Origin of the sequence: Sphingomonas sp. Y38-1Y, from assembly GCF_032391395.1 — a bacterium.
In the GTDB taxonomy this organism is placed as follows: Bacteria; Pseudomonadota; Alphaproteobacteria; order Sphingomonadales; family Sphingomonadaceae; genus Sphingomonas.
Window position 1 is genome coordinate 413,625 of sequence record NZ_CP135916.1, and the last position, 18,644, is coordinate 432,268.

Annotated in this window: 15 protein-coding genes; 5 read left to right on the forward strand and 10 right to left on the reverse strand. The window is 64.0% G+C overall.

Annotation, left to right across the window (positions count from 1 at the left end; genetic code table 11):
* Positions 1–8: 8 nt before the first annotated feature.
* From RS883_RS01930 to RS883_RS01970, 9 genes are all read right to left on the reverse strand, one after another.
* Positions 9–1,280, reverse strand: a complete 1,272-nt coding sequence (locus RS883_RS01930; RefSeq protein ID WP_315762127.1) for a hypothetical protein — start codon at positions 1,278–1,280, stop codon at positions 9–11.
* A gap of 70 nt (positions 1,281–1,350) precedes the next feature.
* Positions 1,351–2,448 carry a glycosyltransferase gene (locus RS883_RS01935; protein ID WP_315762129.1) on the reverse strand — a complete coding sequence of 366 codons (1,098 nt, stop codon included), beginning with the start codon at positions 2,446–2,448 and terminating at the stop codon, positions 1,351–1,353.
* 52 nt (positions 2,449–2,500) lie between these two features.
* Positions 2,501–3,682, reverse strand: a complete 1,182-nt coding sequence (locus RS883_RS01940) for a glycosyltransferase (protein ID WP_315762131.1) — start codon at positions 3,680–3,682, stop codon at positions 2,501–2,503.
* Positions 3,679–5,196, reverse strand: a complete 1,518-nt coding sequence (locus tag RS883_RS01945) for a lipopolysaccharide biosynthesis protein (RefSeq protein ID WP_315762133.1) — start codon at positions 5,194–5,196, stop codon at positions 3,679–3,681. The genes RS883_RS01940 and RS883_RS01945 overlap by 4 nt, the downstream gene beginning before the upstream one ends.
* Positions 5,197–5,248: 52 nt before the next feature.
* Entirely contained in the window at positions 5,249–6,259 is a 1,011-nt protein-coding gene (locus RS883_RS01950) for a polysaccharide biosynthesis protein (protein WP_315762135.1), read from the reverse strand.
* Positions 6,260–6,304: 45 nt separating this feature from the next.
* A complete protein-coding gene (locus RS883_RS01955) occupies positions 6,305–7,420 on the reverse strand; it encodes a DegT/DnrJ/EryC1/StrS family aminotransferase (RefSeq protein WP_315762137.1) in 1,116 nt (371 codons plus the stop codon).
* A 3-nt stretch (positions 7,421–7,423) separates the two neighbouring features.
* Positions 7,424–8,509, reverse strand: coding sequence for a DegT/DnrJ/EryC1/StrS family aminotransferase (locus tag RS883_RS01960; protein ID WP_315762139.1), 1,086 nt, complete (start codon positions 8,507–8,509; stop codon positions 7,424–7,426).
* A gap of 21 nt (positions 8,510–8,530) precedes the next feature.
* The gene (locus RS883_RS01965; RefSeq protein WP_315762141.1) at positions 8,531–9,301 is read right to left on the reverse strand and encodes a GNAT family N-acetyltransferase; all 771 of its coding nucleotides are present in this window, start codon (positions 9,299–9,301) and stop codon (positions 8,531–8,533) included.
* Between the two features lie 22 nt (positions 9,302–9,323).
* Positions 9,324–10,553: a sugar transferase gene (locus RS883_RS01970; protein ID WP_315762143.1), complete on the reverse strand. Its 1,230-nt coding sequence runs from the start codon at positions 10,551–10,553 to the stop codon at positions 9,324–9,326.
* A 91-nt stretch (positions 10,554–10,644) separates the two neighbouring features.
* Between RS883_RS01970 and RS883_RS01975 the strand changes: the two genes are divergently transcribed.
* From RS883_RS01975 to rfbA, 5 genes are all read left to right on the forward strand, one after another.
* Positions 10,645–11,769 carry a 2OG-Fe(II) oxygenase gene (locus RS883_RS01975; RefSeq protein ID WP_315762144.1) on the forward strand — a complete coding sequence of 375 codons (1,125 nt, stop codon included), beginning with the start codon at positions 10,645–10,647 and terminating at the stop codon, positions 11,767–11,769.
* 82 nt (positions 11,770–11,851) lie between these two features.
* The gene (gene rfbC / locus RS883_RS01980; protein ID WP_315762146.1) at positions 11,852–12,415 is read left to right on the forward strand and encodes a dTDP-4-dehydrorhamnose 3,5-epimerase; all 564 of its coding nucleotides are present in this window, start codon (positions 11,852–11,854) and stop codon (positions 12,413–12,415) included.
* 11 nt (positions 12,416–12,426) lie between these two features.
* Entirely contained in the window at positions 12,427–13,479 is a 1,053-nt protein-coding gene (rfbB, locus tag RS883_RS01985) for a dTDP-glucose 4,6-dehydratase (protein WP_315762148.1), read from the forward strand.
* Positions 13,479–14,366 (forward strand): dTDP-4-dehydrorhamnose reductase, encoded by an 888-nt coding sequence (gene rfbD, locus RS883_RS01990; protein ID WP_315762150.1) that lies wholly within the window; start codon positions 13,479–13,481, stop codon positions 14,364–14,366. The genes rfbB and rfbD overlap by 1 nt, the downstream gene beginning before the upstream one ends.
* Entirely contained in the window at positions 14,363–15,232 is an 870-nt protein-coding gene (rfbA, locus tag RS883_RS01995) for a glucose-1-phosphate thymidylyltransferase RfbA (RefSeq protein WP_315762152.1), read from the forward strand. The genes rfbD and rfbA overlap by 4 nt, the downstream gene beginning before the upstream one ends.
* Before the next feature lie 757 nt (positions 15,233–15,989).
* On the opposite strand, the gene gyrB is transcribed toward rfbA, so the two are convergent.
* Positions 15,990–18,467, reverse strand: coding sequence for a DNA topoisomerase (ATP-hydrolyzing) subunit B (gene gyrB, locus RS883_RS02000; RefSeq protein ID WP_409977373.1), 2,478 nt, complete (start codon positions 18,465–18,467; stop codon positions 15,990–15,992).
* Between the last annotated feature and the right edge of the window lie 177 nt (positions 18,468–18,644).

An 18,644-nucleotide genomic window follows, 5' to 3' on the forward strand; every position in this document is an offset into this window, starting at 1 on the left:
GCGACGCCTCACGTCGGCGCTGGCAGGGTCCGAGAAGACGGCAACCGGTGCAGCAAAAGCACCGACGTGACCGCCAGAAAGGCGGGCCCCGAAAAATAACCCGTACCGCGCACGTACATGTCGATGACGAACGTATAGATGCTGCACATCGCCAAGATTTCCACGAGGGGTCGACGGTCCCTGCCGATGGCGACACGGCGCAAACTCAGCAATGCCTTGCCGGCGAGGAAGCCGTGGTAAAGCACGATGATTAACCCGAATATCCCCAGTTCGCTGACGAGTTTGGCCAGCCCGAAGCTGCCTTCCCGCAGATTGAGGTCGCTGCCGCCGTTGAGGCGGTAGATCAGATCGGATGTCGGCGCGTCGAGAAAGGTGAAGCCAAGCTGCTGAAAGCCCAGTCCCCATCCGTAGGTATCTCTGAGGCCAGCCCGGATCAGCTCCCAGCCCTGGATGTAGACGAGGCTCGACAAGTTGGTGGTCGCAGCCGGATCGAACTCGATCCGATCGAGGAAATAGGTGAGATCGAGAAACGGCAGGATGAGGATCGCGATCGCGCCGAAGATGGCCAGCCGGGTGGCGGCAAGACAAGCGACGGCAACGACCACCGAACCCACGACGATCGAGAGGTTCTCGAGCAGATAGCCGAGCGCGAACGCGGTCAGGATCCAGGCCCATCGCCGCCAGCCGCTGCCCGTGACGGCGAGGAATGCGATCACCGGGAGGAGAACCCCGGCGAAATGCGAAGGCTCTGTGAACGGGAAGGTCGGCTTGCTTGTCGCGGTCTCGCTGGGCGGCTGGATGCCGGCGAGACTGAAAATCGCCGACAGAAGCAGGACAGCCATCGCCGCCATGACGGCCGCCCGCACGGCGCCGTCCCCGGCGCGCGAGAACAGCGTGCTGGCCGCACCGCATCCGATGATCGCCGCCAGCGCGATCAGCAGCGAGCCCGCCGCCTTCGTCGTATCGACTTCGACGGCGAGTGCCCGCACCACCAGGTGAACCGAGAGCAGCACCACCACGATCAGTGACAGCGTGAGGTCCCGCCTGAAGAAATCCCGCCCGCCGACCCCCGTCAGCCCGATCGTTTGCATTCCAATCAGCACGAGCGCGACAATAAGGACGCCGGGCGCCATCGACGACGTGCCGGCCAGATAGAAGGTCGCGGCCGGCACGAACAGGATCATCAGCAGCGCACCAAAGGCGATAACGCCCGGACCGGCCTCTCCGCCAATCGGCGCGTACGTCGAGGGCTCTTGCATCGCAGGTTGCAGATCGATCATGATGACAGACCCGATACGGGTTTTGGCGCGGCTTGTCGCGTCTCAACGCAGCTCGCGTCCGGGCCGCGCGCTAGGCCGCTTTCCCCTCGTGCATCCTGACCATCGTTTTGATCAGGTCGTGCCATGAATTGGCAAAAGGCTGGGCCACCGGTGCCACACGAACCGGCGTAGACGACCACCCGTTCCGGTGGACGTCGAGCATTATATCTGCAAGCGCTCGCGAGCTTGCGGGGTCGACGAACCGCACGTGATCGTAGTTTCCGACGGTTTCGTGCGCATAGGGAAGGTCGGCCACGATCATTGGCTTTCCGAGCGCTTTGGTTTCGCTGATTGGCAAACCCCAGGTTTCCAGCCGCGACGGAAACAGGAGGCAGTCCATCGCGTCATAGAGACGGGCCATACCGGCACGGTCCTGGCGACCGATGAATTCGAGTCCCCGAACATCGCCGTAGCGACCATAGAGATTCTGCGTAAGCCGCGTATCGTCCGGCGAGAGCGTAAGTTGCACGCGCCCCGACCAAGCCGGGTGATCGGCAAGCAGGCGGGCGGCTTCGCAAATTAGTTCGAAGTTCTTGAACGGACGGGAGAGCGACGGGTAGCAAAACGTATTGATCCTGGCCGGCAAGCCGCCTGGCTGCTCAACAACCGCCTCGGAAGGATGCGCGACGATGACCGAGTCCACGCCGTAACGCCGCTTGAATTCCCTCCGCAACCAATCCTGCTGGACAATGACAGCAATATTTGACCGAATATTGATGCGGTAGAAAATCGAGTAAAGCAGGGTGAATGGTAGAAGCTTTGGGGAGATAGCTAATTCCGATAGGGAAGGTCGATAGAATGCGTTCGCGTTGTGGCAGTATACGAATTGCGACTTCGCCTTAATGCGCGGAGACATGTCATGCATCGATAGCCATATATCGGCATCCAAGCGCTTGGATATTGAGTTAAACTCGACATACTCTGCATAAATCCGCCGCATCCATGATTTCTTTGGCGCTGGCATTTCGATGATTTCGACATCGCCGACGTCGATGACATCTCGATTGTTGGCCAAGACGACGACCCGCCACGCCGGCAGCACCGCTCGCACCGCTCGCAGGCAGTCCTGAAAGACCTTCAGCGTCCCACCTTCGGTCAGATTGACGCCGGAGACGACGATCGTTGGCATTTACGTTACCTATCCATATTCGAAGCTGCCCCGCGCCCGGCCGAAACCACCGTCACGCGGTCAGGTCGGGCAGCGTCAGGCGAATGCCGTTATCGGCGATATGGCGTTCAAGGCGGTCGTATCCCGCATCGATCGTGGGCAGATCCCGATAGTGGATCGCACCTCCACCCGCCCTCGGCTTCAACAGCCGAGCGCCGATGCGGCGCGCCTGAAACGAGAGTTCGTAAGCACCCTCGATCACGATCTTGCCCGTTCCGATGCCGAGTTGCCCGGCATTTCGGCTCGCGGCGTAGATTCGCTTGCGCTGCTCGCGATTGTTTATGAGTGCCACGGCGTAAAGACGGGCAAGGTTGGGCCGGAGATCCGCGCGATCGATACGGTCCACTGCCTTTTTTAGCGAGAACGCCCAGACGTTGTAGGGCGCGTAGAAGGCGGGGATGACCGGATCCCACTGCAAATTGTCAAACGCGGCCGTATGCGGATGCGCCACGAGCGATGTCAGGTCCGTCCCCGCCGCGCCCGTACCCGCCGTGCTCGAAGGTGAGCCGCCGGGCAGGCAGAATGGATAATCCACCTGCCAAGCGTTCTCCGCCAGCGCGCTGATGAGCGCCGCGCTGTAGATATCGGGGGTGACCCCCCCGAAGACGGTGCCGAAACGCGCTCGCACCCGTTCGATGAGCGTACGCGCGACCAGACCGTGATAAAGCCGCGGCATCGTGCCCAGTCCCCGGCCAAGATCGCGCAGCGCCTCTTGCAGTGCCGCGATCGGATCGATCCGCCTCGCCGCCCCATCGAACCGGTGCACGAACAGGCTGCCGGCGTAGCCATCGCCGTAGAAGCGGGAGCGCACGCCGGGCCAGAAATAGTTCGCGATAAACTTGGTACCGTAGCTGAAAACCGCATCGACGCGGTTCCGCGCGGCCCATTCGGCGACATCGGTCAAGCCCGGCCCGACGCAATCATCGTCGCCCAGGAACATGACGTAATCGCCGGTCGCGTGGCTGAGTGCGAATTCGAAATGCGAGACCACGTCCATCTTACGCCCAGGGCGCATGTAGGCGAGCTCGATACCGGCCGGGACTTGCCCGGAAAGCATCGTGCGCAGGCCGTCGTCCGCACTAGTATCGCTGACGACGATCTGCGCCTGGGGTAGGACCGACGCGATTTTTGCCACCGCCGCGGCCGCATAGGTTTGGCGGTTGTGCGTGGGGATGATGATCGTGATCGTGGTCAACGCGTCTGTTCCTGCTGGCGGGCGCACCGCATCTTCGGGCGTAGGTGGACGAAAAGCCCGGCCAGAATGGCAAGGCTCGCCAACGCCGCTGCGGTGGTTGGAAGGGCAAAGGCGATGCTCCAGGGAGAGCTGCGGGTCCCGGCATAGACCAGCAGATACGACAGCGCGATGACGGCCGCAGGAACGGCGTAGCTCGCGGCCAGGAAGCGTGTCAGCCAGCGCCAGCCCGCGACATGACCCAGGCGCAGCCAGAGGCCGGCAAATCCCGCCGCGTAAAAGGCAAAATAGCTCCAGGCCACGCCGATCAAGTCGCCGCGCGAAGCAAACCATGCCGCGGCGACCAGAACCGCCACGCCGCACGCGAACGACAATTTCGCGAGATAGTTGTGATCGCCCCCGGCAATCAGCCGCGTGGTGGGGTAGAAGCCGGAGGCGGAAAGCGCCCCGCCAGCCAGCAGAATGGGCGCGATCGTCGCGATCTGGTCGATGCCGCTGGCGCTGCGAAGCCAGAGCGGCAGCCAGTCGTGTATCTGCAACCCAAGGCTGAGCGAGGGACCGACCACGGCGCACATCAGGACCGTCTGGAACAACAGCGCAAGCCGGTTTTCGCCGGCTTCGTCACCGGCATGACGCGCATGCGCGACGCGCGGCGCGAAATAGCTGTTGATGGGGCCCGACAGGACCGCGATGGGCACCATCGCGTAGGTCGTCGCCAGAAAATAGCTGCCCGCCGTTTCGAGCGAGATGAAGCCGCTCACGATCGTCTTGTCGAGATTGACCGCGGCCGCCGATGCGAGCGTGTAGACGGTCAGCGGGACGCAGCGACGCAACAGGTCGGCGATCGCCCCGCGTTGGAACAGCGGCTCCTGCCAGCGAGCTGGCCCGCAGCTTCGCTCCAACATCCAGCGAACCCCGACGAGATGGACCAATGCGAGCATCAGCTGGGCCACGAGGAACGCGCGCAGCGTGGGAACTAGCGTCAACACCGCCACCGTCGCCCCCGCCCGTGCGATCGCGCCGATGACGGCGGTCGCGGCACTGGCTCGATACGCGCCGAGGGCGTTCATGCTGAGCTGGACGATATTGATCCCAACCAGTGCCATGACGAGCGGTGCGATCATCGCGACGTTCACGCCGTCCTCGAACGACCAGCCGGAAAATCGGTCTGGCGAGACGAGCGGCCAGAGCAGGCCGATGGCACCGATGGCCACCGCGATCGCCACCAGCAACGCCTCGGCGCGGCGGCGCATCCAGACGACGCGGGTCAGTGCGGCGGCGTCGCCGCGCGCGATCGCCGTGTCGCGGCTGATGAGCGTCGCGAGGCCCAGATCGGAGACGAGAAAGAACGCCTGCAGCGAGAGGACGATCGACACCGCACCAAATGTCGATCCGCCCAGAAGCGCGTGATATCGCGGGATGAAAAGCAGCGTGACGACGATGCCGCCGACACGCCCGCCGAACAGCGCCGCGACATCGAGCAGCGGCGCGATGCGCGCGCCGGGGCGGCGCGGCACCGCAGGGGCGTCTGCCGGTACGGTCATGCGAACCCTCGACGCCCGGCCCCCGTCATCCGCGCAGCGCCGCCTGAACATAGGGCAGCGTCAGCAACAGCGCCTTGGTCTCGGCGACATCGAGACGTTGAGTGTTGTGCGACGTGTAATCGTCGATCTGGTTGAGCGCCTGCGACCCTTCGGAAATGAAAAGCTCGTAATTGAGGTCGCGGTTGTCGGCAGGCACGCGGAAATATCGGCCCATATCCTCGGCCTTTGCCATTTCCTCGCGCGAGACAAGCGTCTCGTACAGCTTTTCACCGTGCCGCGTCCCCAAAATGCCGGTCTCGCACGGCGCGTCGAAGAGTTCGCTGAGCGCGATCGTGAGCGTCTCGATGGTGCAGGCCGGCGCTTTTTGGACGAAGATGTCTCCCTGCTGACCATTCTCGAACGCATGCAGCACGAGGTCGACCGAATCTTCCAGCGACATCATGAAGCGGGTCATGGCGGGATCGGTAATCATCATCGGCTGGCCCGACTTGACCCGTTCGATGAACAGCGGAATTACCGACCCGCGAGAGGCCATGACGTTCCCGTAGCGCGTGGCGCAAAGCACCGGACCGCGCGCGTCCATGCCGCGTGCGTGCGAGACGAGTACCTTCTCGGCCATCGCCTTCGAAATGCCCATCGCGTTGATCGGGTAAACTGCCTTGTCGGTGCTGAGCAGCACTACGCGGCTGACGCCATGATTGACCGCGGCACGAATGACGTTGTCAGTCCCGACGACGTTCGTGCGAACCGCCTCCATGGGATAGAACTCGCACGACGGCACCTGCTTCAGCGCGGCCGCGTGAAAGACGTAGTCGACACCGCGCATCGCGCTGTCGATCGACTGAGCGTCGCGCGTATCGCCGATGACGAACCGGACTTTCGGGCTCTTGAGCTCGATCCGCAGGTCCTCCTGCTTCTTCTCGTCGCGGGAGAAGACTATGATCTGCTTGACGCCGGTGGCGACGAAGCGACTGAGCACTGTGGTTCCGAACGACCCGGTCCCACCGGTAATCATAAGCGTCTTGCCGTCGAGCATCTCGTTTCTTCCTATGCCGCCGTAGCGACAGATATGAGCGGGGAGTTATGGGGCAATCAGGTAGCGGCGCACCGCGTTGATGATGGTCTCGAGATCGGCGGGGGATAGCCACCAACCGCAGGGTAGCGCGAGCATCTCGTGCTCGAGCGCGGTCGTTCCGGGCAGAATGCGCGGCCGGGCGCCAAACCCGGAATAAGCGTCGTTGCGCTGATGCAGCTTCGAGACCTGGATACCACGTGCCTTGAGATCGGCGAGCAGCGCATCGCGCCGGGTGCTGCGCACGAGCGCGACCCAGAAGACACCGCGCGAGCCCTCTCGCTCCCGAACAAATGTCAGGCCGTCACGATCCCGCAGCGCCGCGGACAGAAAGGCGGCGTTGGCACGATTGCGCTCGATCCGGGAGTGGAGATCGTCAAACTGCAGGCAGGCGAGCGCCGCGTTGACGTTGGGCATGCTCGCGGAATAGCCGATTTCGGGCACATCGATGGCCGGGTCGATTTCGCCATCCGGTCGGCGGAAGCTCGCCATATCGATACCGAACCTGCGGAGCCGTCGGGCATGGGAAGCGTCGGCTTCGTCGCGGCAGATCACGGCGCCGCCCTCGACCGCGTTGATCTGACGATTTGCATAAAAGGAAAAGACGGCGAAGTCGCCGACGCTGCCGACGGGCATGCCGTCTGCTGACGCGCCAAGCGCATTGTTCGCGTCCTCGATTAACGGGACGCCGGCGTCGGCACAGACCCTGCGCAGCGCCGCCAGATCGCCGACATAGCCCGCGACGTGATAGATGACGACAGCGCGCGTCCGCGGACCGATGCAGGCGCGAAGATCATCGAGATCGACACAGGCGGTTTCGGCATCGACGTCGACCCAGACAGGCGTGGCGCCGACCATCGCGATCGCGCTGTTCGACGACATGCAGTTCAGCGCCTGTGTCACCACCTCGTCACCCGGAACCACGCCGGCAAGACGAAGCGCGATCGCAAGCGCCTGCGTCATGTCGCTCGTCGCGACGACGGGACGCCCGCCCACCAGCGCCGAAAGTCGCCCCTCCAGTTCGGAAACCGCGGGCCCCGCAGCCAGCCGGCCGGATGCCCAGACCGGGTCCAGCCCCGCCGCGATCGCAGGATCGATCCGGCAGTCGAAAAGCGCAACGGCCACGGCTCAACCCCTTGCCAACGCGTCGACGATCCGGGCGCGATCGTCGTCCGACACCCACCATCCGCAGGGGATGTGGACGAGCCGGCGATAAAAGGTCTCGAGCCCGGGCAGGTCCCGGCGATACGGCGCAAATACCGAATGAAGATGATTGGGCCGGTGAAGCTTCGACGCCGCCACGCCGATTTCCCCCAACCGCCGCTCGACATCAGCGGAGTCGTCGGTGAGCAACGTGTAGATCCAGTAGCTGGGCTCGCTGTCCGGTTCGATACGCGCCGGGGCGAGTCCCGGAATACGGGCCAACGCCGCGTCGAAGGCGCGGCCATGCTCGATGTGCTTCGCGATCGCATCCCCGATCGTGTCCAGCTGTTGCAGGCCGATCATGCCCGCCACGTTGGTCATGTTGTATTTGAAGCCGCCCTCGGTGATGTCGACGACGGTCCGGGGAACCCCCTTTTCCAGACCGAACCAGCGCAATTTTCGGGCGTCGCGCACTTTGGAGGGATCGCGCAGCACCAGGGCCCCGCCATCGACGGTCGTCATGTGCTTGATCGCCTGGAACGAGAAGATCGCCGCATCGCCGAACGTGCCGATCGCCTGCCCGCCGTAACGCGCGCCGAGCGCGTGGGCGCAATCCTCGATCAAGGCGATGCCGTGCCGATCGGCGATACCGCGCATGGCGTGCAGGTCGACGGGATAGCCGGCATAGTGAACGACGAGGATGGCGCGCGTGCGCGGTCCGATCGCCGCTTCGACCGAGGCCGGATCGAGATTGCCCGTCGCCGGATCGACATCGGCAAATCGCGGCGTCGCCCCGACCTGCAGGATCGTGGTATTCGTCGGCTCCGCCGTCATCGACGTGCTGACGACCTCGTCCCCCGGCCCGACGCCGCAGCTCAGAAGCGCGACATGAAGCGCGCCGGTTCCGCTGCTGAACGCAAGGATGCCTGGAAGCCCGAACTGCTCGGCGAATCGCCGCTCGAACTCATAGACCTGCTCGCCCTCGGCCAGCATCGCGCCATAGAGGACGTCGCCGAGCGCGGGCATCAGCGTGTCGCGGGGGGGCATCCGAACCTTGACGATCGGCAGCATCGGGGCGGTCATGGTCATATCCTAGATTCGATCTGCAAGCGAAACGGGATCGATCGCGAGCGACGAGTCGAAGCGCCGCACCATCGTATAGGCGCCGTCGCGTGTTTCGACCGCGAATAATGCCGGGTCGAGCATCCTGTCGAACCGATCGGCCGAAGACAGATTGACCGACCAGCGGTCGTACCCGGCGGCGCGCATCAACCTCGCCACCGCATCCGCCCCGCCGTGCCAGTCGGCCAGCGTTACGCCGCCCCCGCCATGCAGGACCACCGCACGCGCATTCCCATCGGAAAGTCGTTCCGCTGACGTGGCAAAGGCCGGCAGCCCGGCGATGTCGTCCGCACCAGGCCAGGCGGCCGAATCGACATGGGCGACCGTTCGGGCCATGGGCTCTGAAGAGAAGGTCACGAACCGGTCCCGATCGAGAACCTGATAACCGCTGCCACGATAGACCGGCGGGATCTTCGTCCAGAGCAGGGCGGCGGCGATCCCGTCGTCCTCGAGCATTTGATGGGCCCGTTCCAGCATCGCCGCGCCGTAACCGCGCCCCCGCACCCGCGCATCGACGCAGACGAAGCCGATCATCGCGACCCCGGGCTGAAGAGCCGGGCGAACCACCAAGGCGGCACGCGTCGCGACATCACCGATCGTCACCGACCGCGTATCGGCAGCATCGGCCCATGGCAGGTGCGCATTGAAGTCGATGCCGCGTCCGGCCTGCGCGAAGAACACGTCCCAGATCAGACGCCGCGCCCCATCCGGCACGCCCTTATGGACTGCTGTATCGATCACCGTCGCGACTCTGCCGGATCGCTCACTTAGCGCCGAACCCGTTCAGAACCGTCTGAACCGTCTTGGCGACGATCAACAGGTCGATCCAGGGCGAATAGGTCTTGATGTAGTAGAAGTCGTAGTAAAGCTTGGTCTTGACGTCCTCGACCTCGGCCACGTGCCCCTGATGAACCTGCGCCCAACCGGTCAGACCGGGACGCACGATGTGACGATAGCGGTAAAAGGGGATCTCGCTTTCGTACCACTGCGAAAGCACCTGTGCTTCGGGGCGTGGACCGATCCAGCTCATCTCGCCCTTCAGGATGTTGAGGATCTGCGGCAGTTCGTCGACGCGGCTGCGGCGAAGAAACGCGCCCACCTTGGTAATGCGCTTGTCCCCCGTCTGCGTCTTCGCGGCGTCGAGCGCCTGCTGGCCCGCAGGCGCCGCGCTCATCGTCCGGAATTTGTAGACCGTGAACGGCTTCCCCCGATAGCCGATGCGCGTCTGGCGAAAGATCGACGGCCCACGGGAATCGAGCCGGATCACGACCGCGATCAACACCATCAACGGCGCGAGGAGAATACCGACCACGACAGCGGCGAGCCAGTCGACGCAGTGCTTGATGGTCATGTACGCCGAGATCGGCGCAAGGGTGCCGAAGCTGTTCTCCGACAGATGTTCGAGCTGAACCATGCCGGTCAGCGATTCGGCGAGATGCTTGGTATGATAGACGGGAACGCCAGCGAGCGCGCAGTCGGCAAGCGCGCGATCCCATTCCGTCGGCAGGTCGACGCGCAGATCGGCCGAAACGGCATCGACCAGCGCGAGCTCCGCCGGATCGTTCAACCGGAACCAGCGCACGCCGCTCACATCGAGCAACAACAGCGAATCGCCCCCGGGCACGATCCCGATCGTCATCATCCGTCGCCGCCGATCCGCCGCATAAACGATCACATACCAGACGATGACCACGACGAAGCTGACGAACAGCAGCGACCGACTGTACTGAAGGCGCGACAGGATGAGGAACGTCAGCAGAATGCCGAACGAGATCGTGAACGACGGCAGGATATAGGCCGTCGCCTCGACGCCGGGATAACGGATGATGCTCCTGAACAACATCAGGCCGATGGTCGTCGAAATCAGGCTGTAGATATAGGTGACGAAGACGACGGTCTGGTTGACCTGATCCTCCGGAAACAGGACTGCCATGATCGCGGGCAGAACGGCAAGCGCGAGCGCCACGGCCAGATTCTCGAGGCGAAGGAGCATCCCGCCGCCCGGACGCCTGATCTGATACGCTTTCATACGGTTTCTCTAACGCCCTAGCCTCACCGTCGCCCTGCGGACATCGATCGTACCCGTGCAGGACGGCATCGCCAGACCAAGAGACCGAACCCGCCCGCCCCCGCACGAGAGGCAGCACGACGGCACAGCCGACATAAGGACGGCTCGTGACGCGGGGCGGCTACCAGAGGTGATCTTCGGTGACAAGTCGCAGCGTACACGAAACGCAATCGCACCGAAGGCGTGCGAAGTCGCAGAATTTCCCGATGCCGCTGGCGAGGCCCGGCTTTTATTGGATACCTTATCGGTTGTATCCCGGGTAAAGGGGTTTATCTGCGCTCCGCTTCGACGTGAGCGAACGCAACGAGATGGTGCCTTTATGACGAGCCGACGCGAAATTGCCGATATCATCGTGCAGCGGATGATCGAAGAGAAGGATCGGATGGCCGAGCAATATGCAGCGACGCGTGACGGCATCGGTCATTTTTACATTGATGATCTGTTGCCGCGGGAGATGGCGCTCGCGATCTACCGGCAGTTCCCAAAACCGGAAACCATGAAGCTGAAAAAGACGCTTCGTGAGTACAAATACATCGCAGCGCAAATGAACCAGTACGATCCAATTCTGGAGGAAAGCGTTTACGCTTTTCAGGACGAACGCGTTGTTGAAATTGTTAAAAGCATTTGCGATATGGCGTCGGCTTATCCTGATGTTCATCTGTACGCCGGCGGAATTTCGATGATGGGTAAGGATCAATACTTGAATCCTCATCTTGACAATTCCCATGACAAGGACCGTAATCGTTGGCGTGTGCTAAATTTGCTCTATTACGTGACGGCCGATTGGGAAGAACAGAATGGCGGTAACCTCGAGCTTTGGCCGGAAGGGGTCGAGGGCAAGCAGATAACCGTTCACAGCCGCTTTAACCGCCTGGCCGTCATGGCAACGCATAACCAATCTTGGCACTCCGTTAGTCCCATCCAGACCCAAGACTTTCGCTGCTGCGTCTCGAACTACTATTTCGCGGACGAGGCCTTACGAGCGGACGACAGCTTTCATGTCACCTCCTTTCGTGGACGCCCTGAGCAAAAGGTCCGCGATATCGTGCTTCGTGCCGATGCTAGCGCGCGTATGGCGCTTCGAAAGGTGTTCAAGCAGGGCGTCGCCGAAGCCGACCACCTCTACAAGCGCAAGGAGTAAGGACCAAATGCGGCGGCGCCCGACTTTTGGGCGTCTGGTGGGCGGACTAGCGGATTAGCGAAATCGCCGTTAGCCAGCACCCATGACCTCTCCCGTCCAGCTCATCCGCCCCCGTCGCTTCGGCGATGCCCGTGGTTGGTTCACCGAGACCTACAATCGCGACGCGTTCGCGGCCATCGGCATCGACTGCGCGTTCGTGCAGGACAATCACTCGCTGTCGGTACCGGCGTTCACCTTGCGCGGGCTGCATTTCCAGACGCCGCCGGCCGGGCAGGACAAGCTCGTTCGGTGCATTCGCGGTCGCATCTTCGACGTCGCGGTCGACCTGCGTCGCGGGTCGCCAACCTATGGGCAATGGGTGGGGGCGGAACTCTCGGCCGAGAATGGCGACCAGTTGTTCATTCCGATCGGTTTCGCGCACGGCTTCGTGACGCTCGAGCCCGATTGCGAGGTCACCTACAAGTGCTCGGGACTCTACGCGCCCGCCAATGACGGCGGCATCGCCTGGGACAGCGTCGGCATCGACTGGCCGATCCCGGCGGGGGTCACGCCCGAACTGTCCGAAAAGGACAAGGTGCAGCCCGCCCTCTCAGACTTCGACAGCCCGTTCGACTATGACGGCCGCCCGCTCGCGCCGCTCGCCTGAAGGACTTACCCATGCGCATCTTCGTCACCGGCGGCGCCGGCTTCATCGGCTCGGCCCTGGTCCGGCACCTCATCGAGAATACGAGCCATGAGGTGCTCAACTTCGACAAGCTGACCTACGCCGGCACGCTGTCGACGGTCGAGCGGGTGGCGAGCTCGAACCGCTATCGCTTCGTCAAGGGCGACATCTGCGATGCCGAAGCCGTGCGTGCTGCCATCGCCGAGTTCCGGCCGGAGGTCGTCACGCATCTCGCCGCCGAGAGCCATGTCGACCGCTCGATCGACGGGCCGGGCGCGTTCGTCCAGACCAACGTCGTCGGGACCTACACGATGCTTGCGGAGGCGCGCGCCTATTGGCTCGGGCTGGAGGGCGCCGAGAAGGACGCGTTCCGCTTCCACCACATCTCGACCGACGAGGTGTACGGCACGCTGGGCGACACGGGGCTCTTCACCGAAGAGACCCCCTATGATCCGCGCTCGCCTTATTCGGCGTCGAAGGCGGGATCGGACCATCTGGTCAGCGCCTGGGGGCATACCTTCGGCCTGCCGGTGCTCATCACCAACTGCTCGAACAATTACGGACCCTATCACTTCCCCGAAAAGCTCATCCCGCTGATGATCGCCAAGGCGCTGGATGGCGAGCCGCTCCCTATCTATGGCAAGGGCGATCAGGTCCGCGACTGGCTCTATGTCGAGGATCATGTCCGCGCGCTCCAGGCGGTGTTCGAACGCGGGGCACCGGGCCGCACCTACAATGTCGGCGGGCATAACGAGCGCCAGAACATCGAGGTGGTGAAGACGCTCTGCGGCATCCTCGACGAGCTTCGTCCGCGCGGCGACGGCAAGCCCTATGCCGAGCAGATGACCGAGGTCGCTGATCGTCCGGGCCACGACAAGCGCTATGCCATCGATGCAAGCCGCATCGGCGACGAGCTCGGCTGGACGCCGGCCGAGACATTCGAGACGGGCATCCGCAAGACGGTCGAATGGTATCTCGCCAACGAGGATTGGTGGCGTCCGCTGGTCGCGGCCAAGGCATCCGAGCGCCGCGGCGTCGCGGCCTGATGCACGAGATCCTCGTCACCGGCGCGGGCGGCCAGCTCGGCATCGAGCTGGCGCGCGCCGCGCTGCCCGAGGGGTGGCGCGTGGTGGCGCTCGATCGCGGGGCGCTCGACCTGACTGACACGGGCGCGATCGCGGCCAAGGTCGCCGAGCGGCCCTGGGCGGCGGTCATCAACGGCGCGGCCTATACCGGCGTCGACAAGGCCGAGAGTGACCAGGTGACGGCATGGGCGGTCAACGCGATGGCGCCGGCGGCGTTTGGCGCGGCCTGTGCGGCAGCGGGCATCCCGCTCGTCCAGGTCTCCACCGACTATGTGTTCGCGGGCGACAAGGACGGGGTCTGGGAGATCGATGATCCCGTCGCGCCGCTCGGCGTCTATGGCGCCTCGAAGCTCGGCGGGGAACTGGCGGTCCGCACCTCCGGCGCGCGCCATGCGATCGTGCGAACGGCGTGGGTCGTGTCCGCGCACGGCAACAATTTCGTCAAGACGATGCTGCGGGTCGGCGCCCAGCGCGACACGCTCGGCGTCGTCGACGACCAGCGCGGCAGCCCGACCAGCGCCGCCGACCTCGCCGCCGCGCTCCTGACGATCGCGATCCGCCTGGCCGAGGATCCGGAGGCGCCCAGCGGCACCTTCCACTTCAGCAACCAGGGCGGCGTGAGCTGGGCCGGGTTCGCGACCGAGATCTTCGCGCAGAGCGCGGCGCGCGGCGGACCGACCGCGGCCGTCAACCCGATCACCACCGCCGACTATCCGACGCCGGCGCGCCGGCCCGCCAACTCGCTGCTCAGCCACGACGCAATCCGCGCCGCCTATGGCATCGAGCCGCGCGCCTGGCAGGCAGCGCTTGGCGACATCCTCGACGAACTCATCGGAGCACGATCATGAAGGGCATCATCCTCGCAGGCGGATCGGGCACCCGGCTTCATCCCGCGACGCTCGCGGTCAACAAGCAGCTGCTGCCCGTCTATGACAAGCCGATGATCTACTATCCGCTCAGCGTCCTGATGCTGGCGGGCATACGCGACATCCTCATCATCTCCAGCCCCGAGTTCATCGACAATTATCGCCGCCTGTTCGGCGACGGGTCGCAGCTCGGGCTCGCCATCCAATATGCAGAGCAGCCGAGCCCCGATGGCCTGGCACAGGCGTTCACCATTGGCGCGGACTTTATCGGCGACGACAAGGTCGCGCTGGTGCTGGGCGACAACATCTTTTTCGGCGCGCACCTCACCGACCTGCTCGCCAGCGCGGTCGCGCGGCCGAGCGGCGCGACGGTGTTCAGCTACCGTGTCGAGGATCCGGAGCGCTACGGCGTGGTCGAGTTCGGCGAAGGCGGCAAGGCGATCAGCCTTGAAGAGAAGCCCGCGCAGCCGAAATCCAACCACGCCGTCACCGGGCTCTATTTCTACGACAATCGCGTCGTCGAGCTCGCCCGCAATCTCAAGCCCTCGGCCCGCGGCGAGCTCGAGATCACCGACCTCAACCGCCTCTATCTGGAAGCTGGCGACCTCTTCGTCGAGCAGATGGGCCGCGGCTATGCCTGGCTCGACACCGGCACGCATGACAGCCTCCTCGAAGCCGGCGAGTTCGTCCGCACGCTCCAGCACCGCCAGGGCATCCAGATCGCCTGCCTCGAGGAAATCGCCTTCGAGATGGGGTTCATCACCGCCGACCAGGCGCGCGAAGCCGGTGAGCGCTTCAAAAAGACTGCCTATGGGCGCGCGATCCTAAACGCGGTGAAGGGGCGCTGATCGCCGGCGTTTGGTCCGCTACGCTCAGCCACGCGGCGGTTCCGGCATCATCAGCGCCATTAACTGACCGAACAGTGGCATGGTAAAGACGGTGTCGCTGTGCGCGGGGCTGCAGAGCATACTCCATGAGAACAGAACGTCGGGACGCTCGCAACCGTTCGAACGGGGTCGTTTACAGCGATATTTTGCGGCGCCACCGCGCAGTTTACCGTGCTGTTGTGCGTCAAGCGTGATGCCTTCTTGGACAAAAGCAAGATCCGGCTGCTCTCCTGCCACGCCGGACCGAGGGTCGGTAACGGTGCTGTCTAGCTCTACCGCTTAGATCCCCACGCCGCGCTTCCCTCGGTCAGGTTCAATCCGCGGCTGTCGCAGTCCAAGGCGGACGCCGTCGCAGACGGGCTTCGCGCATCGATTACGATGCCCCTTAAATAGTGCCGAAGCCCACCTGCACTCCCTCCGGCACCCGCGCCGGATGAGCCCGCGGTTAGCCCTCCCGGGCCATTCGCGATTCCACTGCTATCGGCATCAGTTCAGAGGCCAAAGTACTGTCAGAGACCCAGGGATAGACGCCACACACACCGATATACCGCTGACGACGCTCCTAGTTGCGACCGCTTGCTTATCAATCTTTCGGCGTGCGACCCGACAAACCTCATCACAATCGATATTGCTATTATCGGATATGCTCACGTGATCACCGTTTGGAAACACACAATCTCTTAATCTAGATATGCTATCGGGTCACTCCAGAGCAGCCTCAGACGTCCAGATTCGCCACGCTCAGCGCGTTCTCCTGGATGAACTCGCGGCGCGGTTCGACGACGTCGCCCATCAGGCGCGTGAAGATCTCGTCCGCGACATCGGCCTGATCGATCGCGACCTTGAGCATCGAGCGAACCGACGGGTCGAGCGTCGTTTCCCAGAGCTGCTCGGCGTTCATCTCGCCCAGCCCCTTGTAGCGCTGGATCGACAGGCCCTTTCGGCCCGAGGCCAGGATCGCCTCCAGGAGCTGGCTCGGCCGGCCGATCAGCGTCTCGCCCTTCTGGACGGTGACGCCTTCGTCCTCGCCCTCGACACCCTCGCTCGCCTGCGCCTGGCCGCGCGCGGGGATCAGCTTGGCGGCGCTGACATAGGTCGCGGCTTCCTCGGCAGCGAGGCCGTGGAGCTTGCGCGCCTCGGCCGAGGCCAGGAACGCGGCCTCGATGATGTGGTGATCGGTCACGCCCCGCCACAGCCGGCGGAAGTGGAAGCCGCCTTCCTCGCTCATCTCCGCCGACCATTTGCCCTCGCCATCGGCAAGGTCCAGGCGGCGAGTGACTTCGGCCAGTCGCTCGGCCCGCATCTCGCGCGTGGCTTCGGGATCGAGCGCGCCGCCCAGCGCCAGCGTCTCGATGATCGACGCGTCGTAGCGGCGCGGGACGTAGCGCATCAGCGTGCGCATCCGCCGCGCATGCTCGACCAGGGTGCGCAGATCCTTGTCCGCGCGCGTGCCCGATGCGCCCTCCAGCACCATTGCGCCAACACCCGCCTCGACCAGATATTCGTCGAGTGCGGCGTCGTCCTTCAGGTACACCTCCGAACGCCCCTTGGTCGCCTTATAGAGCGGCGGCTGCGCGATATAGAGGTGCCCGGCCTGGATGATCTCCGGCATCTGGCGATAGAAGAACGTCAGCAGGAGCGTGCGGATGTGCGCGCCGTCGACATCGGCGTCGGTCATGATGACGATCTTGTGATAGCGAAGCTTCGACAGGTTGAAGTCGTCGCGGCCGATGCCGGTGCCCATCGCCTGGATGAGCGTGCCGATCTCCTTCGACCCCAGCATCCGGTCGAACCGCGCTCGCTCGACGTTGAGGATCTTGCCCCTGAGCGGCAGGATCGCCTGGAAATGGCGATCGCGGCCCTGCTTGGCCGAGCCACCGGCCGAATCGCCCTCGACCAGGAACAGTTCGGACTTGGCGGGATCGCGCTCCTGACAATCGGCCAGCTTGCCGGGCAGGCTGGCGATGTCCATCACGCCCTTGCGCCGGGTGAGCTCGCGCGCCTTCTTCGCCGCCTCTCGCGCGGCGGCGGCGTCGATCACCTTCTGGATGATCTGCTTGGCTACGGCTGGGTTCTCTTCGAGCCATTCGGCGAGCTTGTCCGCCATCAGCGATTCGAGCGGCTGGCGCACTTCGGAGCTGACCAGCTTGTCCTTGGTCTGCGAGCTGAACTTCGGATCGGGCAGCTTGACGCTGACGATCGCGGTCAGCCCCTCGCGCATGTCGTCGCCGGTCAGCGTGACCTTCTCCTTCTTAAGGAGCCCCGACTTGTCGGCATAGCTGTTGATCGTGCGCGTCAGCGCGGCGCGGAACGCGGCCAGGTGCGTGCCGCCGTCACGCTGGGGAATGTTGTTCGTGAAGCAGAGGACGTTTTCGTAATAGCTGTCGTTCCACTCCAGCGCGACGTCGATCGTCACGTCGTCGCGCGTGCCCGTGATCGCGACGGGATCGGGCATCAGCGGCTGCTTGGCGCGGTCGAGATACTTCACGAACGCGGCGATGCCGCCCTCGTAATAGAGCTCGACTTCCTTCGCCTCCTCGTGCCGCGCATCGCGCAGGAACAGGCGCACGCCCGAATTGAGGAACGCAAGCTCGCGATAGCGGTGCTCGAGCTTGTCGAAGTCGTACTCGGTGATCTTGAACGTCTCAGGGCTGGCGAGGAAAGTGACGCGCGTGCCCTTCTTGCCCTCTGGCGCCGGGCCGATCACCTTCAGCGGCGCCTCGGCATCGCCGTGGCGGAAGCGCATGTAATGCTCCTCGCCATCGCGCCAGATGTTGAGGTCGAGCCATTCGCTGAGCGCGTTGACCACGCTGACGCCGACGCCGTGAAGGCCGCCCGACACCTTGTAGGCGTTCGAATCCGACGTGTTCTCGAACTTACCGCCGGCGTGGAGCTGGGTCATGATGACCTCGGCCGCCGACACGCCCTCTTCGGGGTGGATGCCGGTCGGGATGCCGCGGCCATTGTCCTCGACGCTGACCGAACCGTCAGCGTTCAAGGTAATGAGGATGCGGTCGCAATGGCCGGCCAGCGCCTCGTCGATCGCGTTGTCGCTGACCTCGAACACCATGTGGTGGAGGCCCGACCCGTCGTCGGGATCGCCGATATACATGCCCGGCCGCTTGCGAACGGCGTCGAGGCCCTTCAGCACCTTGATTGAGGAGGCGCCGTATTCGTTTTCGTTGCTGGTTGCCATGCCCATCATATAGGGGCGCGGCGCCTGTAACGAAAGCGAAATGGGCGTCTCTCAGCCCTATGCGGCCGCTATGCGAAGCCGGCCGATCGCGCTTCGAAGCCTATGCGCCGCGGGGCAGGGGCAAGGCATCCGCCGATGCGGATCGATGCTCTCCTGCCTCGATGCCTCGCCGCGGGC